Below are 21997 nucleotides of genomic sequence, written 5' to 3'. Positions count from 1 at the left end.
CACCCGCACCGGCCGCCGCGCAAGCTCAGCCCATGCTCAGCCCGCGCCCGGCCGAGGCCCGGCGCATCCGCAGCGCGGGTTCACTGCCCGGGGAAGGGGTCCTCCGGGCCGAACACCTGCTTGATGACGCCCTCGCCGTCCCCGACGATCGCGTAGAACCGCTTGGACAGCTCGATCGCCTCCTCCCGGCTGCGCGCCTCGATGAGCGCGAACCCGACGACGCCCTCCTTCGACTCGGCGAACGGGCCGTCGGTGGTGGTGATCTTGCCGCCGGACGAGGTGATGCGGGTGCCGTACGGCTCCAGCCCGCCGGTCGCGAGGAGCACTCCGGCCTTGGCCATCTCCGCGATGAACTCGCCCATCTCCTGCTGGAGCTTCTCGTCCGGCTGCGCGTCGTCGGCGCCGGTGTCGGTCGTCATCATGAGGAACCGCATGTGGTGTCTCCTTCGTCGGTGTCCGGGGTCATCCCCGGCCTCTGCTGACGCGTCGAACGAGGGGGGAGCGGATCGACATCCCGCCCCGGCTTTTTCCGATTTTTTTCGTGGAACGGAATAGTGCCAGGTCAGCGCCCGGTGGGCGAGAGCCGGTGCCGCACGTTCCCACAGATCGCGACAAAGCGGGATGTTCAGGGCAGTGGGCAAGATGTCCACTGTCGAGTAACTTCTCCCGGTAGGTAGATTTCTTGCGCGCCGAGGAGGATTTTCGTGGGAGACCCAGCACCGGATCCCGGCGCGCGGCTCGAACCCGACGTCGACGACACGGTGCCGCAGTCCGCGCGCATCTGGAACTACTGGCTCGGCGGCAAGGACAACTACCCGGTCGACCGGGCCGCCGGCGACCAGTTCGTCTCCGTCTACCCGCAGATCGTGGACATCGCCCGGCACTCGCGGGCCTTCCTCTCCCGGGCCGTCCGGTACATGGCGGGCAGCGCGAGGATCCGGCAGTTCCTCGACATCGGCACCGGCCTGCCGACCGTCGACAACACCCACGAGGTCGCGCAGCGCGCCGCCCCGGACGCCCGCATCGTGTACGTCGACAGGGACCCGCTCGTCCTCTCGCACGCCCGCGCCCTGCTGACCAGCAGGCCGGAGGGCGTCACCAGCTACATCGACGCCGACCTGCGCGACCCCGACCGGATCCTCGCCGAGGCCGCCCGGACGCTCGACCTCGACCGTCCCGTCGGGCTGATGCTGCTGAACATCCTCGGCCACATCGCCGACTACGGCGAGGCGCGCTCGATCGTGCGGCGCCTGGTGGACGCCCTGCCGCCCGGCAGCCACCTCGCGGTCGCGGACGGCACCGACGTCATCACCGGCGAGGCGTTCCGGACCGCCATCGACATGTGGAACCAGGCGAGCGACGCTCCCTACCACCTGCGGACGCCCGAGCTGATCGGCGGCTTCTTCGCCGGGCTGGAGATCCTGGAGCCCGGACTCGTGCCGGTGTCGCGGTGGCGCGCCGAGCCCGGACCGTTCGCTGAGCCGGACGAGGTGGACGAGTTCTGCGCCGTGGCAGTGAAGGCGTCATGAGGCCCGGCGAACGCCCCCTGGACCGGCCGAGCCGCGTCGCACCGGACCTGCGCGCCGCCGGGCCGACCGTGCTGCGGATGGTGGTCGGCGCCCAGCTGCGCCGCTACCGCGAGGCCGCCGGGATCTCCACCGAGGCCGCCGGCTACGAGATCCGCGGGTCGCACTCCAAGATCAGCCGGATGGAGCTGGGCCGGGTCGGCTTCAAGGAGCGCGACGTCGCCGACCTCCTGACCCTCTACGGCGTCACCGGCCCCGGTGTCCGCGAGACGCTGCTGGAACTGGCCGAGCACGCCAACACCCCCGGCTGGTGGCAGGCGTACGGCGACGTCGTGCCCGGCTGGTTCGAGCCCTACCTCGGGCTGGAGCAGGGGGCCGTGCTCGTCCGCGTGTACGAGATCCACGACGTCCCGGCACTGCTCCAGACGCCCGAGTACGCCCGCGCCCTCATCGGCGCCCGCCACCCGGACGCGTCCAAGGAGGAGATCGAGCGGCGCGTCGAACTGCGCATGGAGCGCCGCCGCGTGTTCGAACGCCGCGACCCGCTGAAGCTGTGGGCCGTCCTGGACGAGGCGGTCGTGCGCCGCGCCATCGGCGGCCCCGCGACGATGCGCGCGCAGATCGAGCACCTGATCGCGATGGCGGAGCAGCCGAACGTCACCGTGCAGGTCATGCCGTTCGCCTCCGGCGGCCACGCGGGCGAGAGCGGCCCGGTGACGCTGCTGCGGTTCGCCGAGCCCGAACTGCCCGACGTCGTCTACCTGGAGCAGCTCACCGGCGCCCTCTACCCCGACCGGACGGCCGACATCGCCCGGTACCGGGACGCCCTGAACCGCCTCGGCGTCCAGGCCGAACCCCCGTCCCGCACGCCGGACTTCCTCCGGAGCGTCCTCGGCCGCTGAGCTACCTCGCCGCCGGGACGTACGTCGCGATGATGACGCCGGTCTTGAAGGTCCTGGTGTCGGCCAGCTCGAAGGACGCCGAGAAGTCCTTGCGGGTGAGCAGTTCCTCCGGGTCGGCGGGGCCGACGAACACGGGGTGGATCCAGAGGCGCAGCTCGTCCAGGAGGCCGTGCTCCACGAGCGTCCGCGACACCGCCCCGAACCCGTACTGCAGGATGTCCTGGCCGTCCTGCTCCTTGAGCCGGGTGATCTCGGCGACGGCATCGGACCGGGGGATCGCCGTCGTGTCGCCCCAGCCCGGCTTCTTCAGGGAGTCGGACACGACGTAGTGGGGCAGGTTGTTCATCCGGACGCCGAAGTCGCCGGTCGCCTCCTCCATCGAGGGCCACGCCTGCGAGAAGCCGTCGAACGTCGCGCGGCCCATGAGGAGTGCGCCGCAGGAGAAGAGCAGGTCCCGCGCGTAGGCGGCGGCCTCGTCCTGGAAATACGCCGACGTCCAGTTCTGCGGGTTCTCGATGACGCCGTCGAGCGACACGTACGTCGAGTTGATGATCTTTCGCATGGTCTCCTCCGTGGGTTCGATCGTCGGTGTTCTCGCTTGCGGGAACCACTCTGCGCGACCGCGTTTACGGAATCCTTACGGTCGCGTTCCGGCGGCTCCGGAGCCGGAGCCGCGACCGCGATCGGCGCCTCTCCGGCTGCCGGTCCGTTTAGTGTCGGGACATGCGTTTCGGGGTGCTCGGGCCGCTCGCCGTCTGGACCGACGGCGGCGTGCTCGTCGCGGTGCCCGGCCTGAAGGTGCGGGCGCTGCTGGCGGACCTGCTGGTGCACGAGGGCCGCCCCGTGCCCGCCGACCGGCTGATCGACGACCTGTGGGGCGAGGCGCCGCCCGGGAACCCGATGGGGGCGCTGTCGGCGAAGGTGTCGCAGCTGCGCCGGGTCCTGGAGGACGCCGAGCCGGGCGCGCGGGCGCTGGTGGAGTCGCGCCCGGCCGGGTACCTGCTCGGCGCCGGCGACGAGCGGGTGGACGGCCGGCGGTTCCAGGGCCTGGTGCAGCGGGCGCGCCGGGCGGGGGAGCCGAAGGAGAGGGCGGCGCTGCTGGCGGAGGCGCTCGGGCTGTGGCGCGGGCCCGCGCTCGCCGACTTCGCCGACGACCCGTTCGCGCGGGCGGCGGTCGCGAGGCTCGCGGAGCTGCGGCTGACCGCGCTGGAGGAGCACGCCGAGGTGCGGCTCGCCCTCGGCGAGCACGGAGTGCTGGCCGGGGAGCTCGGCGACGCGGTCGAGGCGCATCCGCTCCGGGAACGGCTGCGGGCCGCGCACATGCGGGCGCTGTACCGGGCGGGACGGCAGAACGAGGCGCTGGAGACCTACGAGAGGTACCGGACGATGCTCGCGGACGAGCTGGGCCTGGACCCCGGCTCCGCGCTCGCCGAGCTCCAGCGGGCCGTCCTGCGGCAGGACCCCGGGCTGGACGCGCCGCAACCGGACGCCTCGCCGCTGGACGCGCCGCGACTTGACGGACCGCGACTTGACGTGCCGCCGCCGCCGTCGCGGCGGCGGTCGAACCTGCCCGTCCCGCTGACCGACCTGATCGGACGGGACGCGGCCGTCCGGGAGGTCCGCGCGCGGATCGGCACCGACCGGCTGGTCACGCTCACCGGGCCGGGCGGCGTCGGCAAGACGCGGCGCTCGCCTCCGGCGGAGGTCCGGCGGCGGTGCGGGGGCGGGCGCTCGCGTGGCGGGCGGGGCTGGCCGTGCTCAAGGGCGTCCCCGGGGACTGGCCGGCCGGACGCGACGAGGCCCTGCGGCTCGTGGACGAGGCGGGCGACGCGCGCCTGGCCGCGTGGGCGCGGTGGTTCCTGATGTTCGCCCAGTTCGAGGTGGACGACGTCGGGGCCGGCGCGGCGACGCTGGAGGAGGCGCTCGGCGCGTTCCGCGCGGCCGGCGACCGGTGGGGCGAGGCGGCGGCGCTGATTTTGCGGGCCAAGCACGCGCACGCGCACGGCGACCCGGCCGCCCTGGAACGCGACGCCGAGCGCGCCGCCGCGCTGTTCGGCGAGGCCGGTGATCGCTGGGGCCGGTTGCAGGCGCTGGAGTGGCTCGGCGGCATGGCGGAGCTGACCGGCGACTACGACCGGGCGGAGCGGCTGCACCGCGACGGGCAGCGGATGGCGGAGGAGCTGCGCATGTGGCCCGACGTCGCCGTCCGGATGGCGTGGCGCGGCTGGGTCGCCTACCTGCGCCGCGACGGCGCGTCCGCGCGGCGGCTGTTCGGGCGGGCGCTGCGGGTGGCGACGGAGCAGGGGTTCGCGCAGGCCGTGGCGTTCGCCGACCTCGGCCTCGGGCTGGTGGCGCGGGCCGAGGGCCGGCTGGAGGACGCGGAGGAGCGCCTCGGCCGCATGCTGGCGGCGGTGTCACCGGAGGAGTTCCCGCCGCTCTACCTGCCGCTGGTCCAGACCGGCCTCGGTTTCGCGGCCGAGGCGCGCGGCGACGCGGCGGCGGCGCTCGGCTACCAGCGGGACGCGCTGGCCGTCGCGATCCGGCTGGAGTCGCCGCGTGATCTGGCGTTCGCCCTGGAGGGGCTGGCCGCCGCGCTGGGCCTCGCCGCACGGCCCGAGGACGCGGCGCTGGCGCTCGGGAAGGCGGCGGCCGTCCGGGACGCCGCCGGGATACCGGCCGGTCCCGCGGAACGGGACGACATCGACCGTGCCGCCGCGCGCGTCCGGGACGCTGTCGGTGCAAGGGGCGCTGTCGGTGCAGGGGACGCGGTCGGTGCAGGGGACGCGTTCGGTGCAAGAGACGCGGTCGGGGCGGAGCTGTTCGAGGCGGGGGCGGCCCTCGATCCGGCGGAGATCCTCCGGCGTGCGGAGCGCGTTCCTCCCGAGAGCGTCTCGGTCTGGCGGTCCAGTGAGTGAGTTGTCGCATATATCGAGAACGTTGCGGATCGCTAAAGAACGATCGCGGACCCTTGCTAGCGGCGCCGCCCGCATTTGATCATGGTCGGCTGTGGGGCGACGGGGGCTCGTGCTCAGTCGGATGGCCGGCGATCGGACGCTGGTCCTGGCCGCGTGCGCGACCGCGCTGTTCGCCACCACCGTCCTCGCGGCCCTGGTCGGCTACACCGGGTCGGTGACCCGCGAGGGGCTGCGGCGCACACTCGCGGACGCGACGTTCGCCTCTGTCGGGACGACGATCGGCGCGCACGTCCCCGCGAACGGCCTCACCGAGGTGCAGGGCAAGGTCGGCCGGGGGCTCAAGCAGATCTACCGGGACGTGCCGCTCACGACCTCGATGAGCGTGCGCAGCGACTCCTACACCCTCCCGGGGCAGGAGAAGAGCGACCACCCCGACCTGACCGCGTTCGGGACCTACACCGGCATCGAGAAGCACGCGCGCCTGACCGGGGGACGCTGGCCCGCCGCCTCCTCCGGCGAAGAAGTGGAGGCGGTGCTGTCCACCGCCGCCGCCCGCGCCATGGACGCCGGCGCCGGCGACGTCCTCACCCTGCACGGACGCGTCGACAAGAAGTCGGTCGTGAAGGTCCGGGTCGTCGGGCTGTTCGACGTCCCCGATCCGCGGCACTACTTCTGGCAGGACGACCGGCTCATCACGACCGGCGTCGAACGGCTCGACTACACGACGTACGGGCCGTTCGTGGTGCCGCCCGAGGTGTTCGCCGCCAGGTTCACCGGCACCAGCGCCGACGCCCGCTTCACCGTCATGCCCGACCTGCGCGGCGTCGCCGCCGGCGATCTCGGGCCGCTCGGCGACCGCGTCTCCCGCGCCGCGGACACCTTCGAGCAGGCCGGCGGCCAGAGCCAGATCACCGTCGTGACCGACCTCCCCGAACTGACCCGGCAGCTGCGCGGCGCCGTGCTGGTGGCACGGTCCACCATGCTGATCCCGGTGATCCAGCTCGTCCTGCTCGCCGGGTGCGCCTGGCTGCTCGTCGCCCGGCTGCTGGCCGACCACCGGCGCGGGGAGGTCGCGCTGCTGCGCACCCGCGGCATGGGCATGCGGCAGCTCGCGCGGCTCGGCCTGGCCGAGGGACTGCTGATCGTGCTGCCCGCCGCGGTGCTCGGGCCGCTGCTCGCCGGGCCGCTGCTGCGGCTCGCCGGGCACGCCCCCGCGGTGCGGGACGCCGGGCTGCGGCTGGACGCCGGGCCGCCCGCGACGCTGTGGGCCGTCTCGGTGCTGACGGCGCTGGCCTGCGCGGCCGCCCTCACGATCCCGACACTGCGCGGCGCGAACCGCACGTTCGTCGAGGCGCAGGCCGGGATGGGCCGGCAGGGCCGCGGCGGCCTGCGCGGATCCGGCGTCGACCTCGCGCTGCTCCTCGTCGCCGGGCTCGCGATCTGGCAGCTCACCCGCTACGGGGCCGACGGTGCGGACGGCGCCGGGGGCGGCACGTCCGGCATCGACCCGTTCATCGTGTCCGGCCCGGCGCTGGCGCTGCTCGCCGGCGGGGTCCTGCTGCTGCGGGTCGTGCCCGTGGCGTCCCGCGTCGCCGAGCGGGTCGCGACCCGGGGGCGCGGGCTCGTCCCCGTCCTCGGCACCCGGCAGGTCGGCAGACGCCAGCTCCGCTACGCGGGCCCCGTCCTGCTGCTGGTCATGGCGATGGCCGTCGGGGTGCTGTCGGTGACGACGATGGCGACCTGGCGGAAGTCGCAGAACGACCAGGCCGACTTCCAGAGCGGCGCCGACCTGCGGCTCGCCGTCCCGGTCGGCGGCGAAGGCCCGACCTCGCTCGGCCGCGGCGGGCGGCTCGCCGCGCTGCCCGGCGTCACGGCGGCGACCGCGGTGCTGCGCGCGGACGCCGCCCTCGGCACCGAGTCCGCGACCCTGCTCGCGGCGGACGCCGGGACGCTCGAGCCGCTGCTGCGCGTCCAGCCGGAGCTGCGGCGCGAACTGCGGCTCGACGAACTCGCCAGGGCACGTCCCGCCGGCGCGGGCCTGTCCGTGCCGGGCAGGCCGCGGCGGCTGCTGTTCGACCTGCGGCTCACCCGGACGGGCGGGCCGCGGGAGTCCGCGGCCCCCGCCGACGCGACGTACAAGATCGCGGTGACGCTCGCGGACGCGCACGGGCTGGTCCGCCAGGTGACGCTGCCCGGCCTCCCCGCCGACGGCGCGGAGCACACGCTCGCGCTGGCGGCCGCCGACCTCGCCGGGCCGGACGGGGTGACGTCCTACCCGCTGTCGGTTCAGGGCTTCCACTACGCCTACGACGACAACGCGTTCTCGGGGCCGCTCGACCTGAAGATCGCGAACGTGCGCGGCGACGGCACCGGGGACGCCCGGCCCTCCGAAGGCGCCCGCTGGGACGCGTTCACCCGCTCGGCGGAGGGCCAGAAGGGCCCCGAGCCGAGCGTGCGGGACGCGCGGGGCGCCCTGCTGGAACTGTCCCTCCCCGCCACGCCCGCCGAGAACCGGGCCGCCGGGGCCGTCGTCACCGCGGGCGCGAACGACGCCACCGTCCACGCGATCATGGGCACGGCCGCGCCGCCGCCCCACGGCGAGGAGAACACCGACCTCCAGCCGGTCGTGCCGGGCGTCATCACCGACGAGACGGCGCACCGCGCCAAGGTCGGCGTCGGCGGCACCGTCACGCTGAACACCGTCGACGGCGACCAGCCGGTCAAGGTCGTGGGGATCGCGCCCGCGCTGCCGAGCGTCCCGGCCGGCGAACCGGGCGTCCTCGTCGACCTGCCGACCCTCACCCGGACCCGGCTCGCCGCCGACGGCACCGGCGACGAGAGCATCGTGCCCGGCGAATGGTGGGCGTCGGTGCGCGGCGGGCGCACCGCCCCCGCCGTCCGGGAACTCGGCCGGCACCCCGCCTGGGGCGAGGTCGCCGCCGACCGGTTCGAGCTGCGCGCCGAGCTCCGGGACGCACCGCTCGGCGCGGCGCTCCAGGGCGCGCTCGTGCTCGGCTTCGGCGCGGCGCTCGCCTTCGCGGTCATCGCCTTCGTCGTCAACGCGGCGGTGACCGCGGGCGAGCGGACCCGCGAGTTCGCGGTGCTGCGCGCCCTCGGCGTCCATCCCCGGCAGGTCGCCGGGATGCTCGCGATCGAGCAGGCGTACCTGGTCGCGCTCGGCCTGCTCGGCGGGACGTTCCTCGGCCTCGTCGTGGCACGGCTCGTCGTCCCGCACATCGTGCTGAGCGTGCAGGCCGCGCAACCGTACCCGCCCGCCGAGCTCGTCGTCCGGTGGCCGCTGGTGCTGGCCATGCTCGCCGGCGTCGCGGCCGTGCTCGGCCTCGTGCTGCCGCCGGTGATCCAGGTGCTGCGCCGCCGGAACCTCGGCGCCGGCCTGCGGGCGGGGGAGGACCGATGAGAGGCTCCGCCATGCGGCTGGCACGGGCGCAGTGGGCGCCGCTCGTCGCGCTGGCCGTGCTGTCGCTGCTGTCGGCGCTGCTCGCGGTCGCCGTCCCGTCCCGGACGGCCGCCGGGTACGACCGCGCCGCGGCCGCCGCCATCGGCCCCGCCGCCGACCTGCGGGTGGACGGCAAGGCATCCGGCAGCCGGGCGTGGGCGGCCCTCCCGAGCGACGCCGCGCTGGCGACCAACACGGTCACCTGGCAGCAGCTGCTGCCGCGCTCGCTGGCCGAGGTCGCCGGGGATCCGGAGCCGTCGGTCACCACCGAGCGGCTGCCCGTCCCCGGGCGGTTCTCCGCGCCCCGGCTGCTGTACCTGGGCTGGGATCCCGGCTCGTGGAGCCGCGTCCGCGTGGTCGCCGGCGGCCCGGCGGTCAACCCGCCCGCCGAGACGAGGGACGACATCCGGGTCATGGTCTCCGCGAAGTTCGCCGGCCAGCTCGGCTACAAGGTGGGCGACCGGATGGACCTCGGCGGCCTCGCCGTGCGGATCTCCGGACTGTACGAACCGTTGAACGCCGCCGACCCGTTCTGGACGCCCCGCCCCGGCCAGCTGCACGCGGTGAAGGTGGATCTGGGCGGCGACGCGGGGCAGGCCGACGCGGGTACCGCGCTGATGGACGCCGGCGGATACACGCGGGTCGCCCGCGAGAGCGACACGCAGTTCACCTTCAGCTGGCGCTTCCCGATCCGCGGCGGCGACGTGGACGCCGGAGACGCCGGCGCCATGGCCGGCGATCTCGGCGCGTTCCGCTCCGCCGTCCAGGGGCGCGCCGGGTTCGTCCCGTGCGTCGTCGTCACCGCGCTCGACGACCGGCTGACCGAGTTCGCCGGGCGGCTGCACACCGCCCGCTCCGTCCTCGGGCTGGCGTTCGGCGGGCTGGCCGCCGTCGCCGCCGGGGTGCTGCTCCTCGCCGCCGGGCTGCTCGGCGAACGGCTCCGCCCGGTCCTCGGCACCATGCGGGCGCGCGGTGCGTCGCTGCGGCAGCTCGCCGCCCCCGCCTGCGGGCTGACCGCGCTCGCCGTCCTCCCGTCCGCGCTGCTCGGGTACCTGGCGGGACGGCTGCTGGACGCCGGTCCGCCGCAGCCGGTCTCTCTCTACGCGATCGCCGCGCTGGCGGTGGCCGCACTGCTCGTCCCCGCCGCCATGGTCTGGCGAGAGCGCGGCGGCGGGCTCGGGCCGGTCGCCGACCGCCGCGACGACCTGGTCGCCGGGCGGCCGTCCACGCGGCGGCTCGTCCTGGACGTCCTGCTGGTCGCGCTCGCGCTGATCGGCGTCGTGCTGCTGCGCGAGCGGGGCGCGTCCGCCGGGACGGACCCGCTGGTCGCCGCCGTCCCCGTGCTGCTCGGCGCGGCGCTCGGCGTGATCGTCCTGCGCGCCTACCCGTACCTGCTGCGCGCCGCCGTGCCGGCCCTGCGGCGGCGCAGCGGCGCGGTCGGGTTCCTCGGCCTCGCGCGCGCGGCGCGGCAGAACCTCGTGGGGGCGCTGCCGCTCGTCGTGCTGCTGCTGGCGGCAACCGTCGCCGGGTTCACCGCCACCGTCGACACGGCGCTGCGGGACGGCCAGGTGCGCGCGTCCTGGTCGGAGATCGGCGGCGACGCGCGCATCGAGGCGGGGCCGCTGGACGACGCGGCGCTGGCCCGCATCCGTTCGCTGCCCGGCGTGACCGGCGCCCTCCCGGCCCGGGTGATCACCTACGTGTCGACCTCGTCGGACCCGGCGCCGATGACCGTGGTCGGCGTGGACCTCGACGCCTACCGGGAACTCGCGCCCGCCGTACCGGGTATCCCGTCGCATTCGGGCGTCTACCTGTCGCCGCTCGCCGCCCGCACCATGGGCACCGGCGCGGTGACCCTGAACCGTCCCGGGATGTCGCCGATCGACGTCAAGCCCGCCGGGCAGATCGAGCACCTCCCCGGCCAGGAACCGGGCACCGCGTTCGTCGTCGTCCCGTACAAGCTGATCGCGGGCGAGAAGGGCTTCGCCTCCCAGGTCTTCGTCACCGGCCACCCGGACGTCAAGGACCTCCGCGCCGCCGCGCCCGGCCGCGACGTGCTGCTACGGCAGGACGCGCTGCGGGCCATGACCGACGTGCCCATGGTGATCGTCGTCCACGAGACGTTCCGGGACGGGGCGCTCATCGGCGGCGCGTTCGGCCTGCTCGCGGTGCTGCTCGTCCTGGTCGTCGGCGCCCGCGCCCGCGCCGGGACCGTCGCCCACCTGCGCGCCCTCGGGCTGAGCAGGCGGCAGAGCCGGGGCCTCGCCCTCGTCGAGATCGCACCGGTCCTCCTCTGCGCGGTCGGCGCCGGATGGGTGCTCGGCCTCCTCCTGCCCGAGATCACCGGCCCGGTCGTCGACCTGCGCCCGTACACCGACGGCTTCGCCGTCACCGCCCACGTCCCCGGCTGGCCCGCGCTGCTCGGCCTCGTCGGCGCCCTCCTGCTCGCCGCCGCCGTGGCCGTCGCCGTCGACCGCCTCTTCGACGCCCGCCCCGGAACCGTCCTGAGAACGGGGGAATGATGACCGAAGCACCCGACCTCGCCGAACTGGAACGCCGCGCCGCCGAGCGCGGGCCCGTCTACGGCGAGGGCGCCCACATCGTCTGCGACAACCTCGTCCGCATCTACAAGACGGACGGCGTCGAGGTGGTCGCCCTCCAGGGCCTCGACCTGCTCATCGACCCCGGCGAGCTCGTCGCGCTCGTGGGCGCGTCCGGCTCCGGGAAGTCGACGCTCCTCAACATCCTGTCCGGGCTGGACGTGCCGACCGCCGGCGTGGCCCGCGTCGCCGGCTCCGACCTGCTCACGATGGGGTCCAGGGAACGCCTGCGCTTCCGCCGCGAACAGGTCGGGTTCATCTGGCAGCAGACGTCCCGCAACCTCCTCCCGTACCTGACCGCCGCGCAGAACGTCGAACTGCCCATGAAGTTCGCCGGGCGGTCCCGCCGCGCCCGCGCCACCCGCGCCGCCGAACTGCTCGGCATGCTGGACGTCGGCGACTGCGCGGACCGGCCTCCCGCCGAACTGTCCGGCGGCCAGCAGCAGCGCATCGCGCTCGCCGTCGCCGTCGCCAACGAACCCCAGGTCGTCCTGGCCGACGAGCCCACCGGCGAACTCGACACCGCCACGGCCGCCGGCGTCTTCGCCGCGCTCCGCCGCGTCAACGAGGAGCTCGGCACCACCACCGTCGTCGTCACCCACGACGCGCAGGTGTCCGAACGCGTCGACCGCACCGTGGGCATCCGCGACGGCCGGACCAGCGTCGAGGTCCGCCGCGGCGGCGGCACCGCCGAGGAGTACGCCCTCCTGGACCGCGCCGGCCGCGTCCAGCTGCCCGCCGCGTTCACCGAGGCCCTCGACATGCGCGACCGCGTCCGCCTCGCCCTGCGAGCCGATCATGTCGGCGTCTGGCCCGACCGGGAGGAAACGCATGACTGACCCGATGGTGGCCGTCGAGAACCTGACCCGCACCTACCGCACCGGGAAGGTCGAGGTCCCGGCATTGCGCGGCGCGTCCTTCACCGCCGACCCGGGCGAACTCGTCGCGATCAAAGGCCGCTCCGGTTCGGGCAAGACGACCCTGCTCAACCTGATCGGGGGCCTCGACGTCCCCGACGGCGGCGCCGTCCACGTCGACGGCCGCGATGTCGGCGCCCTGACCGAGAACGACCTGCTCGCCCTGCGCCGCGACCACATCGGCTACGTCTTCCAGTCCCACGGACTGATCCCGGTCCTGTCCGCCGCCGAGAACGTGGAGGTCCCGCTCCGCCTGGTCCGCACGAACCCGAAGGAACGCGACGAACGGGTACGCGTCCTGCTGTCCCTCGTGGGCCTGGCAGATCACGCGGCCCAGCGCCCCTACGAGCTCTCCGGCGGCCAGCGCCAGCGAGTGGCGATAGCCCGAGCCCTGGCCAACCGCCCGCGCCTGCTCCTCGCCGACGAACCCACGGGCCAACTCGACTCCGAGACGGCCGCCGCCATCATGCCCCTTCTTCACGCAGTGGTGGCCAGCGAAGGCGTGACCGTCCTGGTCGCCACCCACGACGAGACCCTCCTCGCCTCAGCCGACCGAGTCCTGAACCTGGAGGACGGCGTGATAACCGAAACCCCCGTCCCCGCCTGACGTCACCCAACGGGAACGTCATGGCGGTGGTGGAGACGGAGCGGCTGATCCTGCGTCCGCTGACGGGCGATGACTTCGGCGTTGTTCATATGGAAGCTGAGTAGCGCCACTGACACTCTCGGTTGGCGGGTGGACGGGATGGGAAGTGAATCGTTCATGGCGACCGTGGTTCTGGTGGGGACGCTCGATACCAAAGGGGACGAGTACGCGTGGCTTCGTGAGCGTGTCCGGGAGCTTGGGTGCGATGTCGTGCTCGTGGACGTCGGGGTAGGGCCGTCCCAGATTGAGGCGGATGTCGCGGCCGAGGACGTCGCGCGGGCCGGTGGCACTTCTCTCCAGGCGCTGCGGGACGCGGGGGATCGCGGGGCCGCCGTCACCGCGATGGGTGAGGGTGCGGCGGTCGTCCTCGCGGGGCTGGAGCGGATCGACGCCGTGCTCGCGGTCGGAGGCAGTGGTGGGTCTTCCATTGCGGCACGCGCCGTGCGGGATCTGCCCATCGGGCTGCCCAAGCTGATCGTGTCCACGATGGCGTCAGGGGATGTGGCGCCTTACGTGGGTGCCAAGGACGTGACGCTGACCTACAGCGTGGTCGATATCGCGGGCCTGAACCGGGTGTCGCGGCTCATCCTCGGGAATGCGGCGGGCGCGGCCGCCGGAATGGCGAAGGCTCATGCGGAGTCTCGGTCTGCCGTCGTCGACGAGCGGCCTCTGGTGGGCGCGTCCATGTTCGGGGTCACCACGCCTGCGGTGGACGCGGCCCGGGAGCGGCTGGACGAGCTGGGTTACGAGGTACTCGTCTTCCACGCGACCGGGGCCGGAGGGCGGGCGCTCGAGGGGCTCGTGGAGAGCGGGCTGCTGGCGGGCGTGCTCGACCTGACCACGACCGAGCTGGCGGACGACCTGGTGGGCGGTGTCCTGTCCGCCGGGCCCGAGCGGCTCACGGCGGCGGGGCGGCGGGGCGTCCCGCAGGTCGTGGCGCCCGGCGCGCTGGACATGGTCAACTTCGGGCCGCGGGAGACCGTCCCGGAGCGGTTCGAGGGACGGAACCTGTACGTCCACAACCCGACCGTGACGCTGATGCGGACGACGCGGGAGGAGATGGCCGAGCTGGGGCGGCGGATCGCCGCGAAGCTCCGGGCCGCCACCGGCCCGACCGTGCTGTTCCTGCCGCTCGGGGGCGTGTCGGCATTGGACGCGGCGGGGATGCCCTTCCACGATCCGGAGGCCGACGAGGCGTGCTTCGCGGCTCTGGAAGGCGCGGTGGAGACGGAGAGGCTCGACATGAACATCAACGATCCGGCGTTCGGCCGCGCGACGGCGGACCGGCTGCACCAGATGATCTCGGGGGCGTCGACGTGAACCGTGAGACCGTCCTGTTCCGGCTGCGGAACACCGTTGCGGAGGGCAGGCCGATCATCGGCGCGGGGGCGGGCACGGGGCTGTCCGCGAAATGCGCGGAGGCGGGCGGCGTCGACCTGATCATCATCTACAACTCCGGCCGGTACCGGATGGCGGGGCGCGGTTCGCTGGCCGGGCTGCTGCCCTACGGAGACGCCAACCAGATCGTGGTGGAAATGGCGTCCGAAGTGCTGCCGGTCGTGAAGGAGACGCCCGTGCTGGCGGGGGTGTGCGGCACCGACCCGTTCCGGGTGATGCCCGTCTTCCTCGACCAGTTGAAGGCCATGGGGTTCGCGGGAGTCCAGAACTTCCCGACCGTCGGGCTCTACGACGGTGTTTTCCGGCAGAACATCGAAGAGACCGGCATGGGGTACGACCTGGAGGTCCAGATGGTGCGGCTCGCGCATGAGCGCGGGCTCGTCACCGCCCCCTACGTTTTCGACGAGGACCAGGCGCGGGCGATGGCGGAGGCCGGCGCGGACGTTCTCGTCCCGCATGTCGGCCTCACCACCAAGGGCAGCATCGGCGCGGGCACCGCGTTGACGCTGGACGAGGCGGTCGAGCGGGTGCAGGTCATGCGGGACGCCGCGTCCGCCGTCCGTCCCGACATCCTGGTCCTGTGCCACGGCGGTCCCATCGCCGAGCCAGACGACGCCGCCTATGTGCTCTCCCGGACGGACGGCGTCGTCGGCTTCTTCGGAGCATCCTCCGTCGAGCGGCTGCCGACCGAATCGGCCATCACGCGGCAGGTGGCGGCCTTCAAGAATCTGGAGCTCTGAATGCTGGTCAATCCCGGTGACGTGACGACGATGACCTTCGATTGGGGGTCCATCAAATGGTTCGTCACCCCGTCGAGCGTCGACGGCGCGAGCAGCACGCTCGGCGAGGTGATCGTCAATCCGGGCAAGGGGCACGCACGGCACAACCATCCGAATGCCGAGGAGGTCATCTACGTGATCTCTGGTGAGGCGACGCAGATGGTGGACGACGGGGAGCCGTTCCCGATCCGGGAGGGCGACGCCGTCCACATTCCGAAGGGCGCCTGGCATTCCACGCACAATGCGACGTGGCGTCCGCTCCGGCTCATCGTGACGTACACGCCGGGCGGCGAGGAGAAGGCGCTGGAAGGCGCTCCCGACTTCTGCCTCCACGAGTCCGGCGCCGTCCCGCAATGGCGTCGGGCTTAGGCGCGCGACCGGGCGTCGGGGCGCCTACCCCGGGTCGATGATCTTGCCCCGGACGTAGACCCAGTCGCCGTCGTGCCTGCCGAAACGGCTGACCTCGTGCAGGTCCCCGGGCTCCGAACCGGCGAGATAGTGGGCGCGGAACTCGACGACGCCCTTCTCGTCGTCCGGCCCGCCGCTCTCCTCCCGCACTATCTCGAGCTCCGTCCAGCGCGTGCCGTCCTCGAACCCGATCCGTTCCGGACGCGTCGCCGGATGCCACGTCCTCAGCAGGTAGGCCTCGTCCTCGACGGCGAACGCGCTGAACCGCGACCGCATCAGCTCCCCGGCCGTCACGGCCGCCGCCTCGCCCCGGTGCAACCGACCGCAACAGTCCCGGTACCGGGCACCCGCACCGCAGGGACATTTCTTCGCCACATGAGAATTCTGCCTTGCGGGACGGCATGCGCGCGGCGACGATGATCGCCATGGCCGCCGATGAGACGTCCGCCCATGACACATCCGCCCATGACACGTCCGCCGAAGCCACGCCCGAGATCGACACGTCCCGCCCGCATCCGGCCCGCATGTGGAACTACTGGATCGGCGGCAAGGACTACTACGAGATCGACAGGCAGGTCGGCGACCAGGTCGCGGCGGCGTATCCGGGCGTCGGCGACGTCGCGCGGCACTCCCGCGCCGCCCTCGGCCGCATGGTCCGCCACCTCGCCGCCGAAGAGGGCATCACGCAGTTCCTCGATGTCGGCACCGGGCTGCCGACCCACGACAACACCCACGAGGTCGCCCAGCGCGTCGCGCCGGAATCCCGCGTGGTGTACGTCGACAACGACCCGCTCGTCCTCGTGCACGCGCGGGCGCTGCTGGTCGGACGTCCGGAAGGGAGGACCGCCTACATCGAGTGCGACGTCCGCGACCCGGAGCGGATCCTGGCGGAGGCCGCCCGCACGCTCGACTTCGACCGGCCCATCGGCCTGATCATGTTCGGCATCATCGGCAACGTGGTCGACGACGGCGAGGCGGCCCTGATCGTCCGCCGCTTCGTGGACGCGCTCGCCCCCGGCAGCTTCCTGGCCTTCAACGACGGCACCGGCATGGTCGACAGGCAGGCGCGCGAGGAGGCGGTCAGGATCGCCGTGGAGCAGGGCTCGACCCCGTACGTGGACCGCTCGCCCGAGGAGATCGCCGGGTTCTTGGCCGGCCTTGAACTGCTCGAACCGGGCATCGTGTCGACGTCCCGGTGGCGTCCGGAGGCCATCCCGTTCGGCCTGCCGCCCGAGGTGGACGCCGCCTGCGGGCTGGGCCGCAAGCCCTGACCCACCTGGGCCTGAACCCCTGAAGGCTGCCCCGGCCGAGCCCGAGACCGGGCCTCGGACCGCGCCGCGTCAGCACGGCGTCAGGATCGGCGGCGCCGGTGTCAATATCGCGTAGCGAGTGACGGTGAGCTGGAAAATCGTACCTATGGTCTGATTTGTCCGGCCGAAAAGCGCGCCGGGAATTCGATAGGGGCGCCGATCGTGAGCGACGTGGTCTTCGTGCTGCTGACAGTGGCGGTGTTCGCCCTGCTCAGCCTGCTGGTGAAGGGTGTGGAGAAGCTGTGACCGCGGAGAACGCCGTCGGGCTCGCGCTCGCGGTGGTGCTGATTCTCTTCATGGTCGCGGCACTGTTGTTCCCGGAGCGTTTCTGAAATGAGCACGACTCTCGCGGGGATCCTTTTCATCGGGTCCCTGATACTCGCCCTGGCCGTGGTCTACCGGCCGCTCGGCGACCATATGTACCGCGTCTACAGCCGTCCGGGGCACACCCGGGTGGAACGCGTCGTCTACAAGCTCGTGGGCGCCGACCCGGACGCCGAGCAGGCGTGGGGCGCCTACGCCCGCGGCGTCCTCGCCTTCTCGGCGGTCAGTGTCCTCTTCCTCTACGCGCTGCAGCGGCTGCAGAACCATCTGCTGCTCGGCCTCGGGTTCGACCCGGTGAAGCCGGACCAGGCGTGGAACACCGCGGTCAGCTTCGTCACCAACACCAACTGGCAGTCGTACTCCGGCGAGTCGACGATGGGCCACCTGGTGCAGATGTCGGGGCTCGCGGTGCAGAACTTCGTGTCCGCCGCCGTCGGCATGTGCGTCGCGGTCGCGCTGATCCGGGGCTTCGTCCGGAGGAGGACCGGCGACCTCGGCAACTTCTGGGTGGACCTCACCCGCACCTGCCTGCGCGTCCTGCTGCCCATCGCCTTCGCCGGCGCGGTCGTCCTGATCGCCGGCGGGCTCGTCCAGAACTTCAGCGGCGGTGAGACGGCCGGCACGATCACCGGCGCGACGCAGCACATCACCGGCGGCCCGGTGGCGAGCCAGGAGGTCATCAAGGAGCTCGGCACCAACGGCGGCGGCTTCTACAACGCCAACTCCGCCCACCCGTTCGAGAACGCGACGTCCTGGACGAACTGGCTGGAGATCTTCCTCATCCTGGTGATCCCGATCTCGCTGTGCCGGACGTTCGGCCGGCTCGTCGGGCAGAACCGGCAGGGCTATGCGATCCTCGCCGTGATGAGCACGATCGCCCTCATCAGCGTCGCCCTGGTCAACACCTTCCAGCTCATGCACCACGGGACGGTGCCGACCGCGGCCGGCGCGGCGACGGAGGGCGTGGAGGCCCGGTTCGGCGTCGCGAACTCGGCGACGTTCGCCGGGGCGACCACGCTGACCTCCACCGGCGCCGTCGACTCCTTCCACGACTCCTACACGAGCCTCGGCGGCATGATGACGATGTTCAACATGATGCTGGGCGAGGTCGCGCCCGGCGGCACCGGCTCGGGCCTGTACGGGATGCTGATCCTGGCTGTCATCACCGTGTTCGTGGCCGGGCTGATGGTCGGCCGGACACCCGAGTACCTGGGGAAGAAGATCGGGTCCCGGGAGATCAAGTTCGCCGGGATGTACTTCCTGGCGACGCCGATCCTCGTGCTCACCGGCACGGCGGTCGCGATGGCGCTGCCGGAGGGCCGGGAAGGCATGCTCAACACCGGCCCGCACGGGTTCGGCGAGGTCCTGTACGCGTTCACGTCGGCGTCCAACAACAACGGATCGGCGTTCGCGGGCCTCACCGTCAACACCGTCTTCTACGACACGGCCCTCGGCCTGTGCATGGCGTTCGGCCGGTTCCTGCCGATCGTGTTCGTCCTCGCGCTGGCCGGCTCGCTGGCACGGCAGGGCGCCGTCCCCGAGTCGGCCGGGACGCTGCCGACCCACCGCCCGCAGTTCGCCCTGATGGTCGTGGGCGTCACCGTCGTCCTCGTCGCGCTCACCTTCCTCCCCGCGCTCGCGCTGGGGCCGCTGGCCGAAGGAATCCACTCATGACCGTTCAATCCGTCAAGACGCCGGCCCCGGTGCCGCAACCGCCCGAGCGGCGCGGCCAGGGCAAGGTCCAGGGCGGGCTCCTGGACCCGGGGCAGCTGGTCAGATCACTGCCCGACGCCCTGCGCAAGCTCGACCCGCGCACGCTGTGGCGCAACCCCGTCATGTTCATCGTCGAGATCGGCGCGGTGTGGACGACCGTCCTCGCGGCGCTCGACCCGACCGTGTTCGGCTGGATGATCGTCGGCTGGCTCTGGCTCACCGTCGTGTTCGCCAACCTCGCGGAGGCGGTGGCGGAGGGGCGCGGCAAGGCGCAGGCCGACTCGCTGCGCCGGGCCAAGACCGACGCGGCGGCGCGCCGCCTCCTGGACTGGGCGCCCGGACGCCCGGACGCCCGCGTCGAGACCGTCGGCGCCCCGGACCTGCGGCAGGGCGACCACGTCGTGGTCGAGGCCGGGGAGATCATTCCCGGGGACGGCGACGTGGTCGAGGGCATCGCCAGCGTGGACGAGTCGGCGATCACCGGCGAGTCGGCCCCGGTGATCCGCGAGTCCGGCGGTGACCGGTCGGCGGTGACCGGCGGGACGAAGGTGCTGTCGGACCGGATCGTCGTGAAGATCACCCAGCGGCCGGGCGAGTCGTTCATCGATCGGATGATCGCGCTGGTGGAGGGGGCGAGCCGGCAGAAGACGCCGAACGAGATCGCGCTCAACATCCTGCTCGCCGCGCTGACGATCATCTTCCTGCTGGCCGTGGCGACGCTCCAGCCGATGGCGATCTTCGCCAAGGACGTCAACCCCGGCGTGCCGGACACGCCGGCCCTGGACGCGCACGGCGTCACCGGCATCGTGCTCGTGTCGCTGGTGGTGTGCCTGATCCCGACGACGATCGGGGCGCTGCTGTCGGCGATCGGCATCGCGGGCATGGACCGGCTCGTCCAGCGCAACGTCCTCGCCATGAGCGGGCGCGCGGTCGAGGCGGCCGGCGACGTGGGCACCCTGCTGCTCGACAAGACCGGCACCATCACGCTCGGCGACCGGCAGGCCGCGGCGCTGCTCCCCGTCGCGGGAGTGGCGGAGGACGAGCTGGCCGACGCCGCGCAGCTGGCCAGCCTCGCCGACGAGACCCCGGAGGGCCGCTCGGTCGTCGTGTTCGCCAAGCGCCGTTACGGCCTGCGGGAACGCGTCCCCGGCGAGCTGGCCCACGCCCACTGGGTGCCGTTCAGCGCGCAGACCCGGATGAGCGGCGTCGACCTCGGCGGAGCCTCCGGGCGATCCCCGGCGCACGGGGAACCGGCCCGGATGCTGCGCAAGGGCGCGGCCGGGGCGGTCGCCGACTGGGTGCGCGAGCACGGCGGCACGGTCCCGCGCGACCTCGCCGAGATCGTGGACGGCATCTCCGCGTCGGGTGGCACCCCGCTCGTGGTCGGGGAGATCGCGGGCGGGGAGATCGCGGGTGGGGCGGCGCGGGTGCTGGGCGTCATCCACCTCAAGGACGTGGTGAAGGAGGGGATGCGGGAGCGGTTCGATGAGATGCGCCGGATGGGCATCCGGACCGTGATGATCACCGGGGACAACCCGCTGACCGCCAGGGCCATCGCCGGCGAGGCGGGCGTGGACGACTTCCTGGCCGAGGCCAGGCCGGAGGACAAGCTCGCGCTGATCAAGCGGGAGCAGGACGGCGGCCGGCTGGTCGCGATGACCGGCGACGGCACCAACGACGCCCCGGCGCTGGCGCAGGCCGATGTCGGCGTGGCGATGAACACCGGCACCTCGGCCGCCAAGGAGGCCGGGAACATGGTCGACCTGGACTCCGACCCGACCAAGCTCATCGAGATCGTGGAGATCGGCAAGCAGCTGCTCATCACCCGCGGCGCCCTCACCACCTTCTCCATCGCCAACGACATCGCCAAGTACTTCGCGATCATCCCGGCGCTGTTCGCCGGCCTGTACCCGGGCCTGGACGCGCTCAACGTCATGCGGCTGCACAGCCCGCAGTCGGCGATCCTGTCCGCCGTCGTCTTCAACGCGCTGGTGATCGTCGCGCTGATCCCGCTGGCGCTGCGCGGCGTCCGCTACCGGCCCGGCAACGCGGCCAGGCTGCTGTCACGCAACCTGTACGTGTACGGGCTCGGCGGCGTCGTCGCACCCTTCATCGGCATCAAGATCATCGACATGATCATCCAATTCGTTCCGGGGATGTCCTGACATGCGGTACCCACACTGGATCGGGCGGCAGCTGGCCGCCGTGCGAGCCCTGCTCGTGTTCACCGTGATCCTCGGCGTCGCCTACCCGCTGGCCGTCTACGCGGCCGGCCGGCTGCCCGGGCTGAGCGACCGGGCCGACGGCTCCCTGGTCACCGTCAACGGCCGGACGGCCGGCAGCGCCATCATCGGCCAGTCGTTCACCGGCCAGGACGGCGACCCGCTCAAGCAGTACTTCCAGAGCCGCCCGTCGGCGGGAGGCTACGACCCACAGGCGTCCGGCGCCAGCAACCTCGGCCCCGAGGACGTCGTCGACACCCTGCCCGACCCCGCGCTCGCGGCAGCGGGCAAGCAGGACGACAACGCCCGCCAGAGCCTGCTCACCCAGGTCTGCGAGCGCAGCAAAGCGGTCGGCGAGCTGGAAGGCGTCGACGGGTCGCGCCCGTTCTGCACCCCCGGCGGCGTCGGTGCCGTCCTGGCGGTCTTCGGGCACCGCACCACCGACGGCACCGTCCCCCACCCCACCCGCGTCGTCAGCCTCAACGAAGAACAAGGCACGGTGAAAGCACCGTTCATCGCCACCTACCACGGCGTCAAGGTCGAGACGGCCCGCTACGGCGAGGACTACACCAAGGGCCTGATCGTTCCGATCAAGGGCGACGCACCCACCGACCCCGCCGTCCCCGCCGACGCCGTCACCGCGAGCGGCAGCGGCCTCGACCCGCACATCTCCAAGGAGTACGCCGCCATCCAGGTCGACCGCGTCGCCCAGGCGCGCGGCATCGCACCCGACCAGGTCAGGGCTCTCGTCCAGGACAACACCACCGGCCGTGCCCTCGGCTTCATGGGCGAGCCGGCCGTCAACGTCCTGAAACTCAACATCGCCCTAGACCGCGCCTACCCCGCCCGATAAGGCCGGCGGGCTCGCCCCTCAGCGGAC

General features: G+C 73.0%; 18 protein-coding genes. 15 read left to right on the top strand and 3 right to left on the bottom strand.

Annotated features, from left to right (window positions below):
* Positions 1 to 80 precede the first annotated feature (80 nt).
* Positions 81 to 434, bottom strand: coding sequence for a YciI family protein (locus SM418_RS20605; protein WP_371942707.1), 354 nt, complete (start codon positions 432 to 434; stop codon positions 81 to 83).
* A gap of 270 nt (positions 435 to 704) precedes the next feature.
* On the opposite strand from SM418_RS20605, the gene SM418_RS20600 reads away from it, so the two are divergent.
* A complete protein-coding gene (locus tag SM418_RS20600; protein WP_371942706.1) occupies positions 705 to 1529 on the top strand; it encodes an SAM-dependent methyltransferase in 825 nt (274 codons plus the stop codon).
* On the top strand, positions 1526 to 2428 hold the full coding sequence (locus SM418_RS20595; protein WP_371942705.1) for a Sco1979 family transcriptional regulator: 903 nt from the start codon (positions 1526 to 1528) through the stop codon (positions 2426 to 2428). The genes SM418_RS20600 and SM418_RS20595 overlap by 4 nt, the downstream gene beginning before the upstream one ends.
* A gap of 1 nt (position 2429) precedes the next feature.
* Here the strand turns inward: SM418_RS20595 and SM418_RS20590 are convergent, their stop codons facing one another.
* Complete coding sequence (locus SM418_RS20590) at positions 2430 to 2990, bottom strand: dihydrofolate reductase family protein (RefSeq protein WP_371942704.1); 561 nt, start codon at positions 2988 to 2990, stop codon at positions 2430 to 2432.
* A gap of 161 nt (positions 2991 to 3151) precedes the next feature.
* Between SM418_RS20590 and SM418_RS20585 the strand changes: the two genes are divergently transcribed.
* The 8 genes from SM418_RS20585 (at position 3152) to SM418_RS20550 (ending at position 15509) form a co-directional block, all read left to right on the top strand.
* A complete protein-coding gene (locus SM418_RS20585) occupies positions 3152 to 4291 on the top strand; it encodes an AfsR/SARP family transcriptional regulator (protein ID WP_371942703.1) in 1140 nt (379 codons plus the stop codon).
* Positions 4292 to 5464: 1173 nt separating this feature from the next.
* Positions 5465 to 8761 carry an FtsX-like permease family protein gene (locus tag SM418_RS20580; RefSeq protein WP_371942702.1) on the top strand — a complete coding sequence of 1099 codons (3297 nt, stop codon included), beginning with the start codon at positions 5465 to 5467 and terminating at the stop codon, positions 8759 to 8761.
* Positions 8758 to 11322 (top strand): FtsX-like permease family protein, encoded by a 2565-nt coding sequence (locus SM418_RS20575; RefSeq protein WP_371942701.1) that lies wholly within the window; start codon positions 8758 to 8760, stop codon positions 11320 to 11322. The genes SM418_RS20580 and SM418_RS20575 overlap by 4 nt, the downstream gene beginning before the upstream one ends.
* Positions 11319 to 12239 (top strand): ABC transporter ATP-binding protein, encoded by a 921-nt coding sequence (locus SM418_RS20570; protein WP_371942700.1) that lies wholly within the window; start codon positions 11319 to 11321, stop codon positions 12237 to 12239. The genes SM418_RS20575 and SM418_RS20570 overlap by 4 nt, the downstream gene beginning before the upstream one ends.
* Positions 12232 to 12924 carry an ABC transporter ATP-binding protein gene (locus SM418_RS20565; RefSeq protein ID WP_371942699.1) on the top strand — a complete coding sequence of 231 codons (693 nt, stop codon included), beginning with the start codon at positions 12232 to 12234 and terminating at the stop codon, positions 12922 to 12924. The genes SM418_RS20570 and SM418_RS20565 overlap by 8 nt, the downstream gene beginning before the upstream one ends.
* 156 nt (positions 12925 to 13080) lie before the next feature.
* Entirely contained in the window at positions 13081 to 14283 is a 1203-nt protein-coding gene (locus tag SM418_RS20560) for a Tm-1-like ATP-binding domain-containing protein (RefSeq protein WP_371942698.1), read from the top strand.
* A complete protein-coding gene (locus tag SM418_RS20555) occupies positions 14280 to 15101 on the top strand; it encodes a phosphoenolpyruvate hydrolase family protein (RefSeq protein WP_371942697.1) in 822 nt (273 codons plus the stop codon). The genes SM418_RS20560 and SM418_RS20555 overlap by 4 nt, the downstream gene beginning before the upstream one ends.
* A complete protein-coding gene (locus SM418_RS20550) occupies positions 15102 to 15509 on the top strand; it encodes a cupin domain-containing protein (RefSeq protein ID WP_371942696.1) in 408 nt (135 codons plus the stop codon).
* Between the two features lie 24 nt (positions 15510 to 15533).
* On the opposite strand, the gene SM418_RS20545 is transcribed toward SM418_RS20550, so the two are convergent.
* Positions 15534 to 15842 carry a YchJ family protein gene (locus SM418_RS20545; protein ID WP_371942695.1) on the bottom strand — a complete coding sequence of 103 codons (309 nt, stop codon included), beginning with the start codon at positions 15840 to 15842 and terminating at the stop codon, positions 15534 to 15536.
* A 131-nt stretch (positions 15843 to 15973) separates the two neighbouring features.
* On the opposite strand from SM418_RS20545, the gene SM418_RS20540 reads away from it, so the two are divergent.
* The 5 genes from SM418_RS20540 to SM418_RS20520 all read left to right on the top strand — a co-directional run bounded on the left by SM418_RS20540 (position 15974) and on the right by SM418_RS20520 (position 21970).
* On the top strand, positions 15974 to 16819 hold the full coding sequence (locus SM418_RS20540; protein ID WP_371942831.1) for an SAM-dependent methyltransferase: 846 nt from the start codon (positions 15974 to 15976) through the stop codon (positions 16817 to 16819).
* A gap of 281 nt (positions 16820 to 17100) precedes the next feature.
* Entirely contained in the window at positions 17101 to 17190 is a 90-nt protein-coding gene (locus SM418_RS20535) for a potassium-transporting ATPase subunit F (protein WP_371942694.1), read from the top strand.
* Position 17191: 1 nt separating this feature from the next.
* Positions 17192 to 18856, top strand: coding sequence for a potassium-transporting ATPase subunit KdpA (kdpA, locus tag SM418_RS20530; protein ID WP_371942693.1), 1665 nt, complete (start codon positions 17192 to 17194; stop codon positions 18854 to 18856).
* On the top strand, positions 18853 to 21060 hold the full coding sequence (kdpB, locus tag SM418_RS20525; protein WP_371942692.1) for a potassium-transporting ATPase subunit KdpB: 2208 nt from the start codon (positions 18853 to 18855) through the stop codon (positions 21058 to 21060). The genes kdpA and kdpB overlap by 4 nt, the downstream gene beginning before the upstream one ends.
* Position 21061: 1 nt before the next feature.
* Entirely contained in the window at positions 21062 to 21970 is a 909-nt protein-coding gene (locus SM418_RS20520) for a potassium-transporting ATPase subunit C (RefSeq protein ID WP_371942691.1), read from the top strand.
* Positions 21971 to 21997: the final 27 nt, after the last annotated feature.

Source organism: Actinomadura chokoriensis (genome assembly GCF_041463665.1).
GTDB lineage: Bacteria > Actinomycetota > Actinomycetes > Streptosporangiales > Streptosporangiaceae > Spirillospora > Spirillospora chokoriensis_A.
Note: the sequence above shows the minus strand (reverse complement) of the source record. Positions and strands in the feature narration are given on the sequence as shown.

Bases quoted from the DNA above. Each gene is read 5' to 3' on its own strand.
- SM418_RS20605 (WP_371942707.1), bottom strand. From the start codon at position 434: ATGCGGTTCCTCATGATGACGACCGACACCGGCGCCGACGACGCGCAG.
- SM418_RS20595 (WP_371942705.1), top strand. From the start codon at position 1,526: ATGAGGCCCGGCGAACGCCCCCTGGACCGGCCGAGCCGCGTCGCACCG.
- SM418_RS20590 (WP_371942704.1), bottom strand. From the start codon at position 2,990: ATGCGAAAGATCATCAACTCGACGTACGTGTCGCTCGACGGCGTCATC.
- SM418_RS20585 (WP_371942703.1), top strand. From the start codon at position 3,152: ATGCGTTTCGGGGTGCTCGGGCCGCTCGCCGTCTGGACCGACGGCGGC.
- SM418_RS20580 (WP_371942702.1), top strand. From the start codon at position 5,465: ATGGCCGGCGATCGGACGCTGGTCCTGGCCGCGTGCGCGACCGCGCTG.
- SM418_RS20575 (WP_371942701.1), top strand. From the start codon at position 8,758: ATGAGAGGCTCCGCCATGCGGCTGGCACGGGCGCAGTGGGCGCCGCTC.
- SM418_RS20570 (WP_371942700.1), top strand. From the start codon at position 11,319: ATGATGACCGAAGCACCCGACCTCGCCGAACTGGAACGCCGCGCCGCC.
- SM418_RS20565 (WP_371942699.1), top strand. From the start codon at position 12,232: ATGACTGACCCGATGGTGGCCGTCGAGAACCTGACCCGCACCTACCGC.
- SM418_RS20560 (WP_371942698.1), top strand. From the start codon at position 13,081: ATGGCGACCGTGGTTCTGGTGGGGACGCTCGATACCAAAGGGGACGAG.
- SM418_RS20550 (WP_371942696.1), top strand. From the start codon at position 15,102: ATGCTGGTCAATCCCGGTGACGTGACGACGATGACCTTCGATTGGGGG.
- SM418_RS20540 (WP_371942831.1), top strand. From the start codon at position 15,974: ATGGCCGCCGATGAGACGTCCGCCCATGACACATCCGCCCATGACACG.
- kdpA (WP_371942693.1), top strand. From the start codon at position 17,192: ATGAGCACGACTCTCGCGGGGATCCTTTTCATCGGGTCCCTGATACTC.
- kdpB (WP_371942692.1), top strand. From the start codon at position 18,853: ATGACCGTTCAATCCGTCAAGACGCCGGCCCCGGTGCCGCAACCGCCC.
- SM418_RS20520 (WP_371942691.1), top strand. From the start codon at position 21,062: ATGCGGTACCCACACTGGATCGGGCGGCAGCTGGCCGCCGTGCGAGCC.